11 protein-coding genes are annotated in these 21,190 nt (G+C 39.4%); all 11 read left to right on the top strand.

All coding sequences use genetic code 11. The annotated features are described in order from the left end of the window. The first annotated feature begins 37 nt into the window (after positions 1-37). The 11 genes from PIECOFPK_RS09965 (at position 38) to PIECOFPK_RS09915 (ending at position 21,136) form a co-directional block, all read left to right on the top strand. A complete protein-coding gene (locus tag PIECOFPK_RS09965) occupies positions 38-601 on the top strand; it encodes an RNA polymerase sigma factor (protein ID WP_330975342.1) in 564 nt (187 codons plus the stop codon). Positions 602-661: 60 nt separating this feature from the next. Continuing rightward, a complete protein-coding gene (locus PIECOFPK_RS09960; protein WP_330975341.1) occupies positions 662-1,747 on the top strand; it encodes a FecR family protein in 1,086 nt (361 codons plus the stop codon). A 139-nt stretch (positions 1,748-1,886) separates the two neighbouring features. Next, positions 1,887-5,252 (top strand): SusC/RagA family TonB-linked outer membrane protein, encoded by a 3,366-nt coding sequence (locus tag PIECOFPK_RS09955; RefSeq protein WP_330975340.1) that lies wholly within the window; start codon positions 1,887-1,889, stop codon positions 5,250-5,252. 136 nt (positions 5,253-5,388) lie between these two features. Then, positions 5,389-7,143 (top strand): RagB/SusD family nutrient uptake outer membrane protein, encoded by a 1,755-nt coding sequence (locus tag PIECOFPK_RS09950; RefSeq protein ID WP_330975339.1) that lies wholly within the window; start codon positions 5,389-5,391, stop codon positions 7,141-7,143. Between the two features lie 356 nt (positions 7,144-7,499). Next, entirely contained in the window at positions 7,500-8,816 is a 1,317-nt protein-coding gene (locus tag PIECOFPK_RS09945; RefSeq protein ID WP_409965765.1) for a glycoside hydrolase family 140 protein, read from the top strand. Positions 8,817-8,839: 23 nt separating this feature from the next. Beyond that, positions 8,840-9,763 (top strand): glycoside hydrolase family 43 protein, encoded by a 924-nt coding sequence (locus PIECOFPK_RS09940; RefSeq protein ID WP_330975337.1) that lies wholly within the window; start codon positions 8,840-8,842, stop codon positions 9,761-9,763. Next, complete coding sequence (locus PIECOFPK_RS09935; RefSeq protein WP_409965764.1) at positions 9,763-11,595, top strand: six-hairpin glycosidase; 1,833 nt, start codon at positions 9,763-9,765, stop codon at positions 11,593-11,595. The genes PIECOFPK_RS09940 and PIECOFPK_RS09935 overlap by 1 nt, the downstream gene beginning before the upstream one ends. A gap of 3 nt (positions 11,596-11,598) precedes the next feature. Further along, positions 11,599-13,137 carry an MGH1-like glycoside hydrolase domain-containing protein gene (locus PIECOFPK_RS09930; protein ID WP_330975335.1) on the top strand — a complete coding sequence of 513 codons (1,539 nt, stop codon included), beginning with the start codon at positions 11,599-11,601 and terminating at the stop codon, positions 13,135-13,137. A gap of 22 nt (positions 13,138-13,159) precedes the next feature. Next, positions 13,160-15,970 carry a glycoside hydrolase family 2 TIM barrel-domain containing protein gene (locus PIECOFPK_RS09925; RefSeq protein ID WP_409965763.1) on the top strand — a complete coding sequence of 937 codons (2,811 nt, stop codon included), beginning with the start codon at positions 13,160-13,162 and terminating at the stop codon, positions 15,968-15,970. A gap of 4 nt (positions 15,971-15,974) precedes the next feature. Next, positions 15,975-18,701 (top strand): family 78 glycoside hydrolase catalytic domain, encoded by a 2,727-nt coding sequence (locus tag PIECOFPK_RS09920; RefSeq protein WP_409965762.1) that lies wholly within the window; start codon positions 15,975-15,977, stop codon positions 18,699-18,701. Between the two features lie 191 nt (positions 18,702-18,892). Further along, positions 18,893-21,136, top strand: coding sequence for a glycoside hydrolase family 2 protein (locus tag PIECOFPK_RS09915; RefSeq protein ID WP_409965761.1), 2,244 nt, complete (start codon positions 18,893-18,895; stop codon positions 21,134-21,136). The last annotated feature ends 54 nt before the right edge of the window (positions 21,137-21,190 follow it).

The raw sequence follows: 21,190 nt of genomic DNA, 5'->3' as shown, positions 1-21,190 counted from the left end.
AAAATTATTTTAAATAGCGAGTGATAAGCGACTCATCTTGCTAAACGAACAATACATATTAAATCTGCGAAACAGTATTAGCAAAACATCTGATGAAGCGGCATATAAAAAACTATTCTATCACTTTTATCCGCTTCTAAGACGCTTTGCTTATAATTTATTGGGAAATGCTGAGGTTGCAGAGGAAATTGTGTCTGATGTTTTCTTGAAGATTTGGGCCATTAGAGATAAGCTTACCCTAGTAAAGGATTTGAAGTTGTATCTTTTCAAATCTGTTAAGAACGCTTGTATTAATTATCTGAAAAGTGCTGCTCACAAATACAGTAAGAGTACTAATTTTATTGAGGAAACAGCTAAGCTGTACCCTTCGCCAGAATCGGAGTATATCTATGCCGAATTGCATCAAATTATCCGAAGTGCCATAAACAAATTACCCGCAAAACGTCAGCTTGTTTTCCGTCTCGTTAAAGAATATGGCCTTACCTATAATCAGGTAAGCGAAGTGATGCAAATTTCTCAGAATACCATAGAAACACATATGCGTCATGCTTTAAAGAAAATAAAGCATGCTTTGGATAAATATCAGAACATAGATAAATAAAAAATAATTCTTTTCACGGTAAGCATCAAAATTCTTGTCTTAATAAGTAGATGCTGTTCTATGGAGAGTAGTAAGCAAGAAAGAATATATGAGTTGCTTGCCAAAAAGCTATCGGAAAATGCAACATTGGACGAGTTGCGTGAGCTTGAAAGCTTACTAGCTTTGCGACCCGATTTCAAGCGATTGCACGATAGCCTGCAAGATTATCCGAGGATAAATGATGCTTTGAGCAAGGATCTTACGGATCAAGCATATGCTGCACAATTTGTAAAAATGATGTATGCAGAGGATGATCCGAAAGTTGTAGCTACCTGGCTTGAAGAAACTGATCTCGTCGCTCAAAAACGCCGTATATGGAATCTTAAATCATGGAGAGTTGCTGCCGTTTTATTGATATTGATAATCGCAGCCACTACTTTTTATCTCTTAAATGGGAATGAGTTAGTAGGGACTATCGGTTTGATGAGTGATGTTGAAAAAAAATCTTCTTCCAAGTCAAAACTAACGCTTCCGGATGGGACAACGGTATATTTAAACACAAACAGTTATCTCCAATATGGAGCTGATTTTAATAAAAAAAATCGAGAAGTGTCATTGGTAGGTGAAGCCTATTTTGATGTAGCTCAGGATTCGATAAAACCATTTATAGTGCGTACATCCAAAGCCACAATAAAAGTGATAGGAACGCGTTTCAATATAAAAAATTATGAAAATGATATCTGGGAAGCTACTTTGTTGCAAGGGAAAATAGAAATGTATCTAAACAATAGACCAAAGGATAAGCTACAGTTGGAACCCTCTCAGAAAGTGTCTATTGTGGAGGAGAATGCGCCAGCGAAGTATAAGCGTAGCAAAGAGGGGGATTTTAAAGTTTTAATCTCCAAAATTAATCAGCAGAGCTCCGAAATAGCGGAAATAGCTTGGATGGATAACAAATTGGTATTTTTTGATGAACCATTATACAAAATTGCTAAAGAACTGGAGCGCTCCTTCGGTATAACGGTAAAGATTATTTCCTCCCAAAGAGCAGAACAGAGATATACAGGTTCTTTTAAAAATGACAATCTTGAGCAGATTTTGAAAATACTAAATATGTCCAATCCGATAAATTATGAATGGAACGGGAAGGAGCTGATCATAAAATAATTCATTCACTTAAAAAAAGCATATGAAGAAAATTGATGGATACTTGTAAAAATAGAGGAGAATGCGGCAACATTCCCCTCTTGATGGTGCACTAAAACAATGTTTAATGCGATTTTTAAAATTAAAACCAATCAAAATTATGCAAAAATTACTTGCTTCGGGATGTGATGACTTCCGAAAAACGTTGCTTGTTATGAAATTGATGTGCATTATGCTGCTTTTGGCGGTACATGTATCTGCCAAAAATTATGGACAGTATGTAATAAATCTAAAGGCACAGGAGACGACTTTAGCCAATCTGTTCACTCAGATTGAGAAACAATCGCCTTATTCGTTTTATTACAGCAATAATCTGCTCCCTTTATCCAAGAAAGTATACATCTCTGCTCAGAACGCCTCGTTGAATGCTATTTTGAGCAAAGTATTTGATGGCACCGGTATAACCTGGAATATTATTAATGACCATCGGGTGGTACTTTCCTTAAATGCCGATTATGTTAGTAATCCCTTCAAGCTGATCAAAGGCGTGGTGCGTGATCAGAACGGACAGCCGCTATCCCGTGTATCGGTGACTGTGCGTGGAGAGCAGGTAGGAACTATAACGGATGAGTCCGGACAGTTTTCCATTAACGCCAATGTAGGCGATACGCTCATCTTTTCACGTGTGGGATATGTTGAGCAAACGGTTGTAGTGGACGCACAAGACGAGCTTGAAATTATATTAATTGCTGCAGATCAGCGATTGGATGAAGTAGTAGTAATTGGATATGGTAGTGTGCGTAAAAGAGATCTTACAGGAGCCGTATCGTCGGTAAAAGCAGACGACATTGTTCGCTCTCCTGCACATAATGCTATGGAAGCTATACAGGGACAGGTGCCAGGGTTGGATATTACCCGTAACTCTGGTAGTGCTACATCCGGTGTAACTATGAACATCAGAGGAAAAAGATCTTTATCTACGGCAAGAGATGAGTATGGTAATTTAATTGCTAATAATCCTTTGGTAATTATTGACGGTATTCAGGGGGGTAGCGTATCGGATATTCCACCTCAAGAAATTGAATCTATTGAAGTAATGAAGGATGCTTCTTCCACAGCTATATACGGTTCGCAGGGGGCAAATGGCGTAATTATCATTACTACCAAAAGAGGAAAAGCCGGAAAAACAAAAATTTCTTATAACGGATACACGGGTTTGAACGGATGGGCTCAATATCCCAAAATGCGAATGGGCGAGGACTATATTCAGTTGAGAAGAGAAGCAGCCAAAACTGCAGGACAATGGTCTTCACCCGAGGATGATCAAACGCTGTTTACACCCAGCGAATGGGCGGCGATTCAGAATAATCAATGGGTGGATTGGGTAAAAGAAGTGCTACATACTGGCACTGTACAAAATCATCAAATTACAGTATCGGGTGGAACTAATAAAACCACAGGTCTTTTATCTGCCGGTTATTACAGAGAAAAAGGTTCTTTAAAGGATGATATTCTTAACAAGTATAATGTAAGAACTACAGTGGATCATAGCTTTTCGAATGTTTTCAAGACCGGAGTCTCCTTAAATCTTACACATTATAATGGTTTCACAAGAGCGGATAACGTGTTGTGGCGTGCGGCTACCAATGAGCCTTTAGGCCAAGTATACGATGAGAACGGTCAAGTGGTGCTTTGGCCTCTGGGTACATCAGGAAAGGTAAGTCCATTAGCTGATGAGGCAGATGAATATGTTGCTAAGCATCAGCGGTTGACTACAAACATTTGGACCAACGGCTATGCCGAAATTAAACCGCTTCCTGGCTTGTCTTTCAGATCCAATTTCGGCGCCAATCTTAATTTCAGAAGAAATATGGATTTTGAAAGCCAAAATTCCATAAACCGAGCAGGATTATACAATGATGCACTAGCGTCGATTGCTGCTACTGAAAAATCATTTATTACATGGGATAATATTGTTAATTATAGCAAGAGTATTAATGATCATGCTTTCACACTTACTGCACTGACATCTTGGACACAGTCTAAATTCAGAAGCTCATACAGCGAGGGTTCTGGACAATTAATTCCCAGTCAACTTTGGCACAACCTATCTGCAAACGCAAAAAGCTCTTATGTAATTCGCTCCGGGTATGTACAAAGCCAGACCTTCTCATATGCTGCTAGATTAAATTACAGCTATCTGGGTAAATACTTGCTTACCTTATCTAATAGATGGGATGGAGCATCCAGATTGGCCGAAGGTCATAAATGGGCAGCATTCCCTTCTGCGGCTTTTGCTTGGCGTATCATTGACGAAGGTTGGTTTAGTGCCTCCAAGAATCTTAACGAATTAAAATTGCGCATCAGCTGGGGTATGACCGGTAATTCTGGTATTAGCGAATACGGTACGCAATCATATCTGAATGCATTGAGCAATTCAGCATTCCAGGACAGGGGATATACCTATTATGTATATAGTGAGTTTTTAGGAAATGTGGATCTAGGTTGGGAAAAATCAGCATCTACTAACATCGGTCTTGATTTTGGCTTTTTTGATAACAGATTGTATGGTAGCTTAGATTTTTATAATACAAAGACCACCGATATTTTGCTGCCCCGTACATTGCCTACATCATTAGGAAGTGGTAATAATACACCATTTAAAATTTACCAGAATATAGGTGCTACTAATAACCGTGGTTTGGAGCTTAGCTTGAATAGTGTAAACATTAAGAATAAAAACTTCACCTGGACCACCAATCTAACCTTTGCAATGAATAAGGAAAAGATTGTGAATCTGATTGACGGTAGAGATATCATTGGAGCTGTAACTCGGGAGACAGAGTCGCTGCTCATTGGTAGACCACTTAATTCTTTCTATACATTTAAGCGCTTAGGTATATGGCAATTGGATGAGGCGGAAGAGGCTGCTAAATATTTTAAAGATGCAGCCAAAACGCAACCTTTTAAGCCAGGTGATATAAAATTAGCAGATTTGAATGGTGATTATATTATCGATGAGGTAAACGATGTGCAATACATCGGTACTACGTCTCCCAAATGGACCGGCGGTTTGAACAATACATTTAAATATAAAAACTTTGACCTTACCGTTTACATTATCAGCCGCTGGGGCCATATGATGGCGTATGATTTTACAGCTTCATATGATCCACAAGGAAGAGGTAATCATCCGGCTTATTTAAACTACTGGACACCGGAAAATCCATCAAATGATTTCCCAAGACCAGACCTCACCAACTTCTATAACTACAGAGGTTATCAGGCATTGAATTATGTAGATGCTTCTTATGTGAAATTGAAAACAGTATCCTTAGGGTACAGCTTCCCACGTGCATTATTAAATAAGTGGGGAATGTCTGATCTAAGAGTATATGCTTCGGCTAATAACCTTTATACCATCGCCAGAAGCCATTTAGTGAAGGATTACGATCCGGAAAGAGGAGGATCGGCTAAGTCGCCTTTACAGCGTCAGTTTGTCTTCGGATTAAACTTCAGCTTCTAAAGATGAAATTATAAAATAGCAAATGCGTGATACTTAATTCTAATAATAATGTACTGTGAAATAGAGTAAGAAAATATGTTCAACCAGAAGAGTTAGTGCTATTTCACATGGCTATAAAAACATTAAAAATATGAGTATGAAAAATATTATAAACTTGATAAGAGTGAAATCCACATTAGTATGTGGCATGACTTTACTCTTCTCCTGTAGCCTTAAGGAATATAATCCTGGCGGTACAACTGCAGATGTAGTTTTTGCTGTTGAAGAAGGTATGAATGCATTGGTGAATTCTGCGTATGTTAACTATGGTGGTCAGTTTTACGGAAGAGAGGATATAGTAATGTTGACAGAAGGTGGTACCGACATCTGGATTAATATCGCCAATAGTGGATATGGAAGGCAGATGACCAAATATGAAGAACTTACAGCCAGTACAGGCCAGATTAGAAATACCTGGAATCGTTTATATGAAATTATCAACTACTGCAATGCTGGCATTGAGCGTATTGATGGTGTACCTTACAAGTCGCCAGATGAGAAGCGTTCCCGCAAAGGCGAGTTGCATTTTTTGAGAGCCTATACTTACTGGCATATTGTGGAATTTTTTGGAGGTGTGGATCTGAGAACACAAGAAACGAAGACTGCTGTATTAACAGCTTATAGAAGCCCCATTACTGCCTTTTATGATTTAATGTTACAAGATTGTGATGAAGCAATTGCTAATCTTCCTGTAGATCCTTATCCGGCTACAGATATTGGGCGGGCTACTTTGAAGGCTGCTTATGGTTTAAAAGCACGTTTAGCATTAACTAGAGTTGCCTATGCTACCAATCAGGCAGAAAAAGACCAATATTATCAGATGGCGCGTGATGCGGCTATGTACGTAATAAATAATCAGGCTGCATTAAAAGTTTCTTTGTACAGCACCCCAGATGCAGTATTCGCTCCTCAAAATAATAAGACCAATACGGAAGCAATGTTTGTAGTAACACACTCTACTGTATCTTCATTGAATCCTCAGCCCAACAATCCCAATAGGTTACATATGTGGTATAAGGCTAAATACTCTGACCGAGCTGGAATGGTGCAAGACTTATTTTATGGAAATGATAATAATGCTCGTTCGGGCAGCATGTGCCTCATGCCTACACGTCATTTATTGGAGTTATACAACGAAGATATTGATGGAAGATATAAGGCGTGGTTTAGAGAGGAGTATTATTTAAATCGTCCCAGCTATTCATGGACCGCAGATGATCTCGCTGCGTTTGAAAAACCATCTAGCATGGTTGGAACAACGCTTAATGCTGGAGATTTAGCTCTTTTGTATACAAAGAAAAAAATTGCGGATAAAAGAAATAAGCCTTACGCTGTAGTGGATATTGATGATACCTATGATGGCGATCAAGTGTCCACCAATCCAAGATTTAATATTTGCTTTCCTGCTTTAACAAAGTTTAATGATCCTAACCTGCCAGCCCCTAATTCTAATTTCGGCACTAAAGATGTAATTACAATGCGCTTGGCAGAAATGTACTTTATTGCCGCCGAATCTGAATTGATGATGACGGGTGGATCTAAAGCTAAGGCAGTTGAACTGATAAACGTAATTAGGCGTAGAGCGGCATTACCCGGTAAGGAAAATGATATGATGATTACTGAAGCGCAACTGAACTTAGATTTCCTGCTAGAAGAAAAAGCAAGAGAACTCTGCGGCGAGCATTTGAGATGGTTTGATTTAAAGAGAACAGGAAAATTGTATGATTATGTAAAAGCTTATAATAAGGATATTCCACTCATACAACCCTTCCATGTGTTGCGACCAATTCCTCAGATGTTCCTCGATGCTATACTGAACGCAGACGAGTTCGGACAAAATACAGGATACTAGTTACGATAATATCGAATGATGCGATTCTCGGAATATGGGAATCGCATCATTTTTTAATCTCTTAGCAGAAGGTTGGCATAGATATTACAATGATGGAATAAATTTTCATATTGATGGAAAAAATTATTTTAAGTTGATGCTATCGGCCATGCGTGCTAATTTTAAGTGCATTATTCGGTAGTTGATTGTCATAGATGGTGCAACGATTGTTCTTCGGCATGTTTAATTATAAAAATGATTTTATGATGCTTTGTGGAATACCATGTTCTGGTTTTGTGCTTGCTTTTAAAAGATTTTGCTGTATGCTCCTGCTCTCTATTGCTCTTTTCGTATCTGATCGGGTTTGCGGACAACAGATGTCTAAACTGAAAATCTCCGCTAATAAACGTTTTTTTCAAACTGCCGATGGAAAGCCTTTTTTCTGGTTGGGCGATACAGGCTGGCTGTTTTTTACTAAATGTAGTAGAGAAGAGTCACTTTATTATTTGGATACCAGAAAGGAGCAAGGCTTTAATGTAATACAGGTAATGGTGTTACATACATTGTCGGCTAAGAATGTTTACGGACATAGCGCTTTAAAAGATGGTGATATCAGTAAACCCATAGTTACTCCGGGTAATGATGTGAATGATAAAGAAGCGTATGATTATTGGGATCATGTGGATTTTATCATTGAGGAAGCTGCGAAAAGAGGAATATATATAGCGTTGGTACCTATTTGGGGATCGGCGGCCAAAGACGAAAGTGTTACTGCAGACAAAGCTGAGCAATATGCAATGTTTTTAGCTAATCGTTATAAAAAATATGCCAATATTATTTGGTTGAACGGCGGAGATATTGAAGGTTCTATAAAGACCGACGTGTGGCAGGTTATCGGATCCACCATCAAGCGCTATGATCCGGAACATTTGATGACTTATCATCCCAGAGGACGCTATTCTTCGGCCGACTGGTTTCATCATGAGCAATGGTTAGACTTTAACATGTTTCAGAGTGGACATCGAACCTATGCGCAAGATACCAGTAGTCGCGAGAAACATCGTTACGGTGAAGACAACTGGAGATATGTGGTAGATGGCTATCAATTACAACCTGCTAAGCCAATTCTGGATGGGGAGCCATCGTATGAGAACATTCCATACGGCCTACACGATTCCACGCAACCTCGATGGTCGGCACATGAAGTGAGAAGATATGCATACTGGAGTGTTTTTGCTGGCGGTGCAGGCTTTACTTATGGCGAGAACGCGATAATGCAATTTCATCAGCCAGGTGATGCAGGAACCAATTTTGGCGTGACAGGTAGTTGGAAGGAGACTATCACGGCTCCTGGCGCGTTGCAAATGCGTTATCTTAAATCCTTGATGTTGTCATATGATTACTTTGATAGGAAGCCTGCCCAGGAAATTATCGTCGATAATGATCATACAAGATATGATTATATTTTGGCAACAAAAGGGAAGAACTACGCCCTCGTGTATACGTATACAGGCAGAAACTTTAAAGTGAATATTACCAAATTGGGTTTTGTTCCTTCCAAAGCACTCTGGTATAGTCCTAAGGATGGCACGCAGACAAATGTTGCAACTTTCCCCAGAGCAGAAATAATAGCTTTTGATCCGCCAGGAAATCCTGAAAACGGTAATGATTGGGTGCTTATCTTGAAAAAATAATCTGTCACTAAAATGGTATTGCCTTGAAGAAAACGATTCTAATATTAGTTTTAGCTGCAGTTCTGGTATCCTGCTCTCATAAAGCTTATTTGTTTACATCATTTCATGAACCGGCAGATGCTGGCTTGCGTATGTTGTATAGCTATGACGGTTATAAGTGGAAAGATTTTAATCATGTGTTTCTGGCTCCAGAAATAGGGAATCAACGGGTTATGCGCGATCCTTCGATGGTACAGGGGCCAGACGGTACTTTCCATCTGGTGTGGACGACTAGCTGGCGGGGTGATAAAGGTTTTGGATATTCAAGCTCTAAAAATCTTATTAATTGGACTAAACAAAAGATGATTCCGGTAATGGAGCACGAGCCTTCAACTGTGAATGTGTGGGCTCCGGAATTATTTTACGATGAGGATGCTAAAAATTATAAAATTATTTGGGCGAGTACTATCCCTGGCCGATTTGAACGTGGGGTAGAGGAGGATAGTAATAATCACCGTATGTATATAGTGGAAACAAAGGACTTCGAATATTTTAGTCCTACGAAGCTATTTTTGGATCCTAAGTTTAGTGTAATTGATGCGGTGATTGTGAAAAAAGCAGTAAATGACTATGTTCTTGTATTAAAAGATAACACCCGTCCCGAACGTAATCTTAAAGTAGCATTCAGCGATAAGCCTACAGGACCTTGGAAAAATATTTCAGCTCCGTTTACCGAAAGCTTTACCGAAGGCCCATCTGTAGTAAAGGTTAAGGACCAATGGCTGATATATTTTGATGCTTACCGTAAAAAAACGTACGAAGCAGTTGCAACAAAGGACTTTGTTCATTTTACAGATATTAATGATCGTATAACTATTCCTAAAGGTCATAAGCATGGTACAATAGTACCTGTAAAGCGTAAGATCGTAAAGCAGCTATTGAAAAAACTAAAAACTGAAGATAAGTGATGAAGTGGTGTCTGACATTATGTTTGATTGTATTAGTATTTACTTGTTCGGCGCAGTTTGATACTGCACGATATACAGGTAGTACCTTGTCCAATGTGGATTATCACCATGGGCAACTAACGCCTGCGGTGGGAGTACATAATATTCAGGTATTTCGTGCGAATCGGGAGCATCCGAGCTGGGCAGGTGGGATGAACTGGACTTATAACCATCAGCCAATGATATGCTATTGGAACGATACATTTTATTTACATTTTCTGAGTAATCCTGTTGGAGAGCATATAGCACCTGGAGCTACCTATTTAGTTACTTCGAAAGATGGTTATAATTGGAGTGCTCCTGTAACGCTTTTCCCTACTTATCAAATTCCTGATGGCTATAAGAAGGATCATGATACCGTTGTGGCTCAAAATGCATATGCAGTGATGCATCAGCGGATGGGATTTTATGTGGCTAAGAATAATAAATTATTGGCACTGGGGTATTATGGGATTGCTTTATATAGTAAAGATGACCCCAATGACGGTAACGGTATTGGGCGGGTAGTCAGGGAAATTAGACCCGATGGAAGTTTCGGGCCGGTTTATTTTATTCGGTATAATCATGGATTCAATGAAAAAAATACAAAATTCCCTTTTTATAAAAAGTCAAAGGACAAATCCTTTATAGCAGCATGCGATGAATTGTTATCGCAGCCTCTACAGATGCAGCAGTGGGTTGAGGAAGCGGATCGTAATGATCCTTTGATTCCGTTAAAACGCGAGTATAAAGCTTTCAGTTATTATTATTTGAAGGATGGAAGGGTCGTTGGTTTTTGGAAAAATGCTCTGACAAGTATTTCTGTCGATGAAGGCAAAAGTTGGCAGTACATGCCTTTGCGTGCGCCCGGTTTTGTAAATGCTAATGCAAAAATATGGGGGCAAAAAACAGGAGATGGAAAATATATTACAATTTATAATCCTTCGGAGTTTAGGTGGCCGTTAGCCTTATCAGTAAGTGATGACGGGTTAAATTTTAAAAATCTTTTACTGGTAAACGGAGAAATCACACGCATGCGTTATGGTGGTAACTATAAGTCCTACGGGCCTCAATATGTTCGTGGTATTCAAGAGATGAATGGAGCTCCTCCTGATGGAAATGTGTGGGTAACTTATAGTATGAATAAGGAAGATATTTGGGTAGCCAAGATCCCCACGCCGGTAAAAAGCTATGTTGAAGAAAATGTGTATGAGGAATTTAATGAACTATCTGATCAAGAAGAATTGCTATTATGGAATATTTATAGTCCCATATGGGCACCTGTTTCGATTTCTAAAATAAAAGGCCGCAAGTGGCTCACATTGCAGGATTATGATCCTTTTGACTACGCCAAGGCAGAGCGGATGGTACCTATGTCAGAAAACATAAGAATAGCATTCGATATTACCCCTCAACAGCATTTAAATGGCCAACTGGATATCGAAATACAGGATGCTAAAAATACACCTTGCATTCGCATTAGTCTTGATGCTACGGGAAATATTATTACAAAGGCGGGTTATCGCAATCGTACCTTAAGCAAATATGAAGCCGGACAGCAGTATAATTTCATTATTGAGCTTAACACTGCCACTCGCATGTATACTGTTACCATTAACAATGGGAAACCGGTACGTAATGTATTGTTTGCCCCTATACATAAGGTACATCATGTGACCTTCAGAACCGGTGGCGTAAGAAGATTCCCCGATGCAGATACTCCCACCGATCAAATGTATGATATGCCGAATGCTGGGGAGAAAGATAAAAATGCAGTATACCGTATATCTTATTTTAAAGCGGAGAAATTATAGATTATGATGATTTTTAGATCCCTCATAGCACTTGTTATATTGTTTGCAACTTTCATTTCACAAGCGCAAATATCTCGACCCTATATATTAAAGCATGAAGATTACAAACATTATATAGATTATTTCAATGCTATGGAGGATGAGCCTATTGTACAAGCTATACCTAATAAAGCTTCTTGGCAATGGATGCAACAAAATATACCGTTATTCAACTGTCCTCAAAAAGAATTTGAAGAAATATTTTATTTCCGTTGGTGGACATTGCGTAAGCATATTAAAGCAACAGAGCAGGGATTTGTTTTTACCGAATTTTTAGTACAACGTTCCTATGCAGATAAGTATAATCTCATTAGCAGTGCTTTGGGGCACCATATTTATGAGGCTCGTTGGCTTCATAATCAGCAGTACTTGGATGATTATCTTCGTATATGGTATCGCGGTGATGATGGGAAACCTTTAAAACGATTGAGAGCTTACAGCAGTTGGAATATGGATGCTGTATATAATCGTTACCTCGTTAATAGAGATACTGCCTTTTTAAAAGAATATTTCCAAGATTGGATCGCAGATTATGCCGGGTGGGAATTGGATCGAAAACTACCTAATGGATTGTTTTGGCAATATGATGTTCGCGATGCCATGGAAGAAAGCATTAGTGGAGGACGAAGAGAGAAGAACCTGCGCCCTTCTATCAATAGTTATATGTATGGGAATGCTGTTGCTATTTCGAAGATGGCTGTACTTCTGGGAGCAACTTCAACAGCTGATTTGTATCAGAAGAAAGCTGATAGCATTAAGACGCTTTTGCAGCAAAAGCTGTGGAATCCTCACTCAGGTTTTTTTGAAGTACGTAAGGAGCACGGAGACACTTTAGCTAATGTAATGGAAGCTATTGGGTTTACCCCTTGGTATTTTAACTTGCCGGATAGGCGCTATAACATTGCTTGGAGAAAGCTGATGGATACACATCATTTTAATGCGCCTATGGGTATTACCACAGCAGACAGAAGTCATCCGCAATTTCGTAGTCATGGATGTTGTAAGTGCGAATGGGATGGAGCAATATGGCCTTTTGCGACAGCTCAAACATTGACGGCAATGGCCAATCTTCTAAATAATTATAAAAATGTACCTGTAACAAAGAATGACTATTTTACTCAATTGAAAAAATACGCCCGTTCACAATATCGTAACGGAAAACCCTATATAGGAGAATACATGGACGAAAAAACGGGAATGTGGCTTACCCATGATGCCCGAGGTCGTTATTATAATCATTCTACATTTAATGATTTAGTGATTACAGGGTTAATGGGCTTGCGTCCGCGAGCTGATAATATCGTTGAAATCAATCCGCTGATACCTGAGCATAAATGGGATTGGTTTTGTCTTGATAATATTTTATATCATGGTAAAACGTTGACCATCATTTGGGATAAAACCGGAGAAAAATATCATCAAGGTAAAGGTTTAAGCGTATGGGTGAATGGTCGAAAAATAGCCAGCTCTAGGAGAATCAGAAAACTTGAAGCGCGATTGTAAAACATAGCATGCAGATAGCCATATGAAGTTTCGTGGTGAATTTAATATGACCAAGTGGGAATACTTTCTAAAAAGTATTAATACCGTGTTGTTGTTGTTATGGGCAAGTGTAATGTTGGCCCAGCAAACGGAGAAAGTATATCTCTCCGGAAGAGGTAGCGATGATATGGTAGAGTGGGATTTTTATTGCACTGCCGGTATGAACTCGGGCAAGTGGACTACAATAGGAGTGCCGTCATGCTGGGAATTACAGGGGTTTGGAAAATATGATTATGGATTTGCTAAAGACAGTGTGCGTGGTAAGGAAAGTGGCTTATATAAAAGAACATTTAACGTGCCGACATCTTGGAAGGGGAAAATAGTGAATATCGTTTTTGAAGGTGTAATGACGGATGCAGAAGTGAAAATTAATGGTAAATTGGCCGGGCTTAAACATCAAGGGGCTTTTTATGCGTTTAAGTACGATATATCTAAGCTGTTGAAATATGGTAAAGAGAATCTACTGGAGGTAAAGGTAGATAAGCACTCTACTAATAAATCAGTAAATGCAGCAGAGCGTGAAGCCGATTATTGGATATTCGGAGGAATATTCCGGCCCGTATGGTTGGAGGTATTGCCATCTATACATATCAGTAATATTGCTATCGATGCCAAGGCCGATGGAAGCTTTCATACTACATTTAATGCCCCGCTTATTGATCGTGTGGAAATAGACTTTTATGATGCACAGCATCAAAAGGTGCATGCGTATAAGAAAGATATCATCTCTAAACATCAGGAAGTATCTCATACCATCATTACGCAAATAAATCAGCCTCATTTATGGACATCGGAAACGCCATATTTATATCTTGCTAAGTATCGCATTTATCAGAATGGAAAATTGATGCATGAGGTTACTCAAAAATTTGGTTTCAGAACGATTGAAGTAAGGAGAAGGGATGGTATTTATATTAATGGCGTTAAAATAAAATTCAAAGGTGTAAACCGCCATTCATTTCGACCCGAAAGTGGAAGGACGACAAGCTATACTAACAGCGTAGAGGATGTATTGCTGATGAAAGAAATGAATATGAATGCTGTGCGCATGGCTCATTACCCGCCAGATGGGCATTTTTTGGATGTGTGTGATTCGTTAGGATTATATGTTATTGACGAACTAGCGGGATGGCATGGTCATTATGATACACATACAGGAAAGCAACTAGTAAAGGAAATGGTGGAGCATGATCGTAACCATCCTTCTGTAGTACTATGGGCCAATGGAAATGAAGGAGGAAGCAATCCTGAGCTCGATCAGTATTTTGAGTTATACGACTTACAGCGAAGAGTCGTGATTTATCCTTGGCAATTGCATAATGGTATCGAAACACAACATTATCGTCAGTACAATTATGGTGTGGGTAATTACGATAATGGTCGCGAAATTGTAATGCCAACCGAATTCTTGCATGGATGGTTTGATGGTGGGCATGGGGCTGGTCTGGAGGATTACTGGCATAAGATGTGGCATAATCCTCTCAGTGCGGGAGGATTTCTATGGGATTTTGCAGATCAAGGAGTAGTGCGAAGAGATCTTAACGATTCCATCGATACGGACAAACACAGAGGCGCTGATGGAATTTTGGGGCCTCATCATGAAAAGGAAGGGAGCTTTTATACCATTAAGGAAGTGTGGAGTCCAATATTTTTTGAGCGAAGAGAGATTACCGAGAATTTCGACGGAAAGTTTTACATTGAAAATCGATATCACTTTCTTAATGCAAACACTTGTTCTTATTCATGGAAGTTGCAACGATTTGCCCATACGGGTAATTTAGAAAAACAAGGAACCATTGCTGCCCCTGATATATTACCAGGTCACAAGGGATTTATTCAGGTGCCCTTACCTGATGATTGGTTCTCGTACGATGTATTATATATCACGGTAAAAGATTTGTATCAAAGAGAGCTTTTTACTTGGAGCTTTCCTATTCGTACCCCTCAGCAAAAGATTCGGGAGCTGTTGCCAAATAAAGAGGGTGTTTATGATGTTGTGTTGACAGAAACATCGAATGCGTATAAAGTAAGTGTGGGCGCATTAGAGTTATTGTTTGATAAGGCAAAAGGTTTATTGTTGCAGGTGCGTAATGATAAAGGTCAGGTGCCTTTATCGAACGGCCCCATTGTCCAGGAAGGTGTAACCAATTTTTCAGGTATACAATATCATTATGATGAAGATAAAAATCTGGTGATAAAATCGACATACGATAAAAAGCAAAGTTTCAATACGCTGGAATGGGTAATACATAAGAATGGATGGGTACAGCTGACAGTAAATTATTTCCCCGATTCGTTGCATACAAAAATGCTGGGAGTCAATTTTGATCTTCCCGAAAGTGAAATACGTTCCGTAACATATCTTGGCAAAGGGCCATACCGGGTGTGGAAAAACAGACTAAAGGGTGGAACAATAAATCTTTGGGAAAAAGTGTATAACGATACTGAAACAGGTGAAAGCTGGGTGTACCCAGAGTTTAAAGGCTATTATGCAAATTTTTATTATGGTATTTTTCATACCAGAAACCAACGCTTTATGGTAGCAACAGAAACTGAGGATTTATTCCTCCGTTTATACCGTGCACGTTGGAAGACGGATCAATGGCACAATTATGAACCATGGTTCCCTGATGGTGATATTTCATTCATGAATGCGATCCCTTCTATTGGCTCCCGCACACAAACTCGAGAAACCACCGGACCAATGGGATTGGATAATATTTATTACGATTACGAAAAGGATCCATCTAGGGCGTTGCGAATTGTATTATGGTTTAACTTCAATATGAAGTAACAATATGATGAAGATTCGGATATTAATATGGTGCTTATGTCTGACGGTTACAACAGCTGCACAGGTAACTGTTCAGCATATGCGATGTGAGCAACTAAAGAACCCGATAGGTGTTGCCACAGCCACACCCAATTTTAGCTGGCAATTATATTCTAAATCGAGGAATGTGAAGCAGCAGGCCTATCAAATTATCGTTTCTTCATCAAAAGAGAGAGCCGAAAAAAACATCGGTGATATATGGGACTCCGGTGAAGTGTTAAGCGATGAAACCCTATTTATTCGTTATCAAGGCAGGCCTTTAGCATCGAATCGTTATTACTATTGGCGAGTACGTTCTATTACCAATAAAGGCGAAGCGTGGAGTGCCCCCGCATATTTTACTATCGGATTATTACAATCATCACAATGGAAGGCTCAATGGATTGGGTATGATAATGCTTTCCCTTGGGATAGCATTTCACAGTGGTCAAGACTATCAGCTCGATATTTCAGAAAAGAGTTCACCTCGTCCAAAAAAATCAAAAAGGCTTTTGTTAATATTGTTGGTCTAGGGTTATACGAGCTTTACATTAATGGAAATAAAATAGGAGAACAAGTTTTAGCACCCGCACCTACGGATTATCGAAAATCTGTGTTCAGTAATACTTTTGATGTTACAGCGCATATTACTTCAGGCACTAATGTCATTGGAGTAATTTTAGGCAATGGACGTTTCTTCACCATGCGGCAACAATACAAGCCCCAAAAGATTAACAATTTTGGCTTTCCTAAATTTTTATTGCAACTAGACATTATCTATGAGGATGGTACCACTACCCAGGTGCTATCCGATAAAAGCTGGAAGTTTACAGCCGATGGCCCTATACGTACCAATAATGAGTATGATGGGGAAGAATATGATGCCACTAAAGAGCTGGGAGACTGGACTAAGGTGGGGTATAATGATAAAGAATGGTTACAACCACAACTGGTATCTGCTCCCCAAGGTAATATAATACCGCAACCCAATCCTTTTATGAAAATCATGAAGCGTATTGCGCCTGTTAAATTAAACAAACTAAGGGAGGGTATTTATATACTCGATATGGGACAAAACTTTGCAGGCTGGTTACAAATAAGGGTAAAAGGAAAGCGCGGTGATAAGGTAAAACTTCGTTTTTCTGAAAGCCTACAGTCGGATGGAGAGTTATATGTAGCTAATTTAAGAGATGCAAGGGTTACGGATATTTATACTCTAAAGGGCGAGGGGATAGAGGTTTGGCATCCTCGGTTTGTGTATCATGGTTTCCGCTATGTGGAAATCTCCGGTTGGCCCGGAATTCCGAAGTTATCCGATTTTGAGGGACATGTTATTTATGATGACATGAATGATACCGGTAATCTGGAAACTTCATCCGAAACGATTAATAAAATTATCAGAAATAGCTGGTGGGGTATTGCTTCCAACTATAAAGGTATGCCGGTGGATTGTCCCCAACGTAATGAACGCCAACCTTGGTTGGGCGATCGAGCGCAGGGCGCTTATGGAGAAAGCTTTTTATTCGATAATCAGGCCCTTTATGTAAAGTGGCTCGACGATATTAGAGAGTCTCAGACAGAGGAAGGGGCGATACCGGATGTGGCTCCGGCTTATTGGAATTACTATTCTGATAATATGACTTGGCCCGGAGTGTATTTGCTAGTAGCAGATATGCTTTACCGCCAGTATGGCAATAAAGGGGTAATTACAGCACACTATCCTTTCATGAAAAAGTGGCTCACCTACATGAAGCGTAAGTATCTTAAAAATTATATTCTTACTAAAGATAAATACGGTGATTGGTGTGTTCCACCAGAGGATTTAACCATAATACGGTCACAAGATAGTACGCGTACCACTAACGGCCACCTTATTGCAACAGCCTATTACTACCATTTTTTACAATTAATGAAATCTTTTGCTGCCCTCTCCGAAAATATTAAAGATATTGAAATGTATGAGCAGGAAAGTAAAAAAGTATTAGAGGCTTTTAATAATAAGTTTTTTAATGCGCAAAGCTGTAATTACGATAATGGAACCATAACAGCCAATTTGCTTCCTCTATATTTCGGTTTAGTGCCATCGGATAAAAAAGCATGCGTTTTTGATCGGATTATTAAGAAAATGGAAGCGGACCAGATGCATATCAGTACGGGGGTTATCGGTACGCAATGGCTGATGCGGGGATTAACCCATTATGGTCGCGCGGATGTAGCCTTAACGCTGGCAACCAATACCACTTACCCTAGTTGGGGTTATATGATTGCCAATGGAGCCACTACCATATGGGAATTATGGAATGGTAATACGGCCAGCCCCCAAATGAACTCACAAAACCATGTGATGCTACTAGGGGACTTATTAATTTGGTTATTTGAAAACGTCGCTGGGGTCAAAGCGGCTCGTCCTGCGTTTAAACAAATAGAGATGCAACCTTTGTTTATACCAGGGCTGGAATATGTACGAGCTTCCTACAAATCTGCCTATGGACTTATCAGGAGTTCTTGGCAACTGGAAAAAGAAAAAATAAAATGGCATATCGAAATTCCTGCCAATACTAACGCTATAATAAAAATTCCTACCAATGATCCTAGCAGCATAAAGGAAAACGGTATCCCTGCTTCCCAAGTTGAGGGCGTAACACTTCTTGAGTACAAAAAGGGTTTTGCTGTATTCAGTCTTTCTAGTGGTAGTTTTCAGTTTGAGAACTGATAGTTTTTAAAATTTTTATATTAAAATGCAATAAATGTAGCCTGATAAAATCTAAACAGATTCTTTATCAGGCTATTATCATTTTTGTATCAGAATAAGCTCGGTATATACATTTTTTACACGAATCAATACAAAATTGACATGAATATGCACAGGGGCAGTATTATTTTGCCTATAATAAATTGTATTGAATGTATAAAACGTTTACTTGCCTAGGGATATTTGTTAGTAGTTTAGTATTTGCACAAGCTTATCAACCTGCCCACACCCGACTTATTACCACCTGGGGACAAGCAGTAAATCCGCAAAATGTATGGCAACAGTACCCTCGACCTCAATTAGAGCGAAAAGAATGGAAAAATCTGAACGGCCTTTGGAATTATAGTATAAAAAACAAGGGAAGTGTTCAACCTACCAGTTACGATGGTAAGATCTTGGTTCCATTTGGTATTGAATCTGCCTTATCAGGAGTAGGAAAACCCTTACTACCCGATCAGGAGCTGTGGTATAATCGCAGTTTCACTATTCCCGACAACTGGAAGGGAAAGGATATTTTATTACATTTTGATGCTGTTGACTGGGAAGCTAGAGTATGGGTAAACGACAAGCTGGTCGGTTCGCATAAAGGAGGCTCGGATCCTTTTTCATTTAATATTACACCTTATCTTAAGCCTTCAGGGCAGCAAAAACTCGTTGTTGCCGTATGGGATCCTACCGATACCGATTTCCAAGCACGTGGTAAGCAGGTACTGGACCCTAAAGGGATATGGTATACGGCAGTTTCAGGTATCTGGCAGTCTGTATGGCTGGAACCTGTTTCCAAATCGCATATAAGTAATTTATATCCTGTTCCTGATATTGATAAAGGAACAGTAAAGTTTCATATCAAGGGAGAAAATCTGAACCCATCGCATCAATTGCATTTTGTCATTAAAAGTAACGGTAGGGTTATAAAAGATACTACTGTTGCTTATGCCAGTGCGCTAGAGTTGCCAATTTCGCAGGCCCAATTATGGACACCTGAAACGCCTCATTTGTACCAAACGAGTGTCACGGTGAAGCAGGCAAATAAAGTGTTGGATGCATTCAAAACCTATTTTGCCATGCGTAAGGTGAGTATGGTAAGGGATGCGAATGGATATTTACGTCTAGCTTTAAATAATAAACCAGTTTTCCATTTTGGAACTTTGGATCAAGGATGGTGGCCTGACGGTTTACTCACCCCACCTTCGGAAGAGGCGATGATGTTCGACATTATCAAGTTGAAGGAAATGGGCTTTAATACCATTCGCAAGCATATAAAGGTAGAGCCTTCGCGCTATTATTATCAGGCTGATTCAATTGGTGTATTGTTGTGGCAAGATATGCCATCTGGCTTTAAATGGCCCGATCACCCATCTCATGTAAAACATGAGGATAAAGAAGACTGGGTACGTCCAAAAGAGTCTGCAATTCAGTTTGAAAAAGAATGGAAGGCTATAATGGATCACTTGCGATTCTTCCCGTCTATTGTAATGTGGGTGCCGTTTAATGAAGGCTGGGGACAATACGATACTAAGCGGATAACTGAATGGACCAAACAGTATGATCCTACCCGAATTGTAAATTCTCCCAGCGGATGGACAGATCGTGGCGTAGGAGATGTGCTAGATGTACACCAGTATCCTGGACCCGGTATGGGAATAGTAGAGCAAAACAAGAATCGCGCTATGGTATTAGGAGAGTTTGGAGGCTTGGGACTTGTAATTAAAGGACATATCTGGGATCCCAATAAAAGAAACTGGGGATACAAAACCTATACTCAGGATTCTGTGCTTGTAAGAGAATACACAGAGCTGATGCATAATCTTGCTTTGATGGTAAAACGTGGTTTGGCCGCAGCCATTTATACCCAAACAACAGATGTAGAAGGCGAGGTGAATGGTCTGATGACATACGATAGAAAAGTGATTAAAATAGAGGAAAACTTATTAAGACATTTGCATGCTCCTATGTATGACCAGCCCGATGACGGCGTAATCACTTTTATCAATCAGCGTAGTGAAACCGATCGTCCATTGTTATTCTATTCTTATAATGCAACTTCGACAGACTGGTTGACTACTTCTTCAACCAACTTTCAACAAAGCAAACAGCCTGTGGAACTGAAAAAGGACGGCAATGTATTTGCCTATCAAAATGTGGACTTGAAAAAAGTTCCTGAGGGACTGGGTTTGAAGTTGTATGCTTCGGGAAATGTAACAGTTTATATTAATGGTGTACTAGTATGGAGTGAGGATGAAGTGAGAATTAAGCGTCATTATGACGATATCAATCTTTCCCAATTTACGCATCTATTAAAACCAGGCCATAACCGAATTGCTGTAGTAGCCAATAAGGCAACACAGAAAGTTCCTTTTGATTTTTCACTATATCAATGGAATAGAAAATCATAGCACAATTATACTAGGGACAACTGAACACTACTTTTTCATAACTTTAACCTATTA

The organism is Chitinophagaceae bacterium C216 (genome assembly GCA_028485475.2).
Lineage (GTDB): Bacteria > Bacteroidota > Bacteroidia > Chitinophagales > Chitinophagaceae > Niabella > Niabella composti.
The sequence above is the reverse complement of the archived record's forward strand: the minus strand, read 5'-3'. Positions and strand labels throughout refer to the sequence as shown.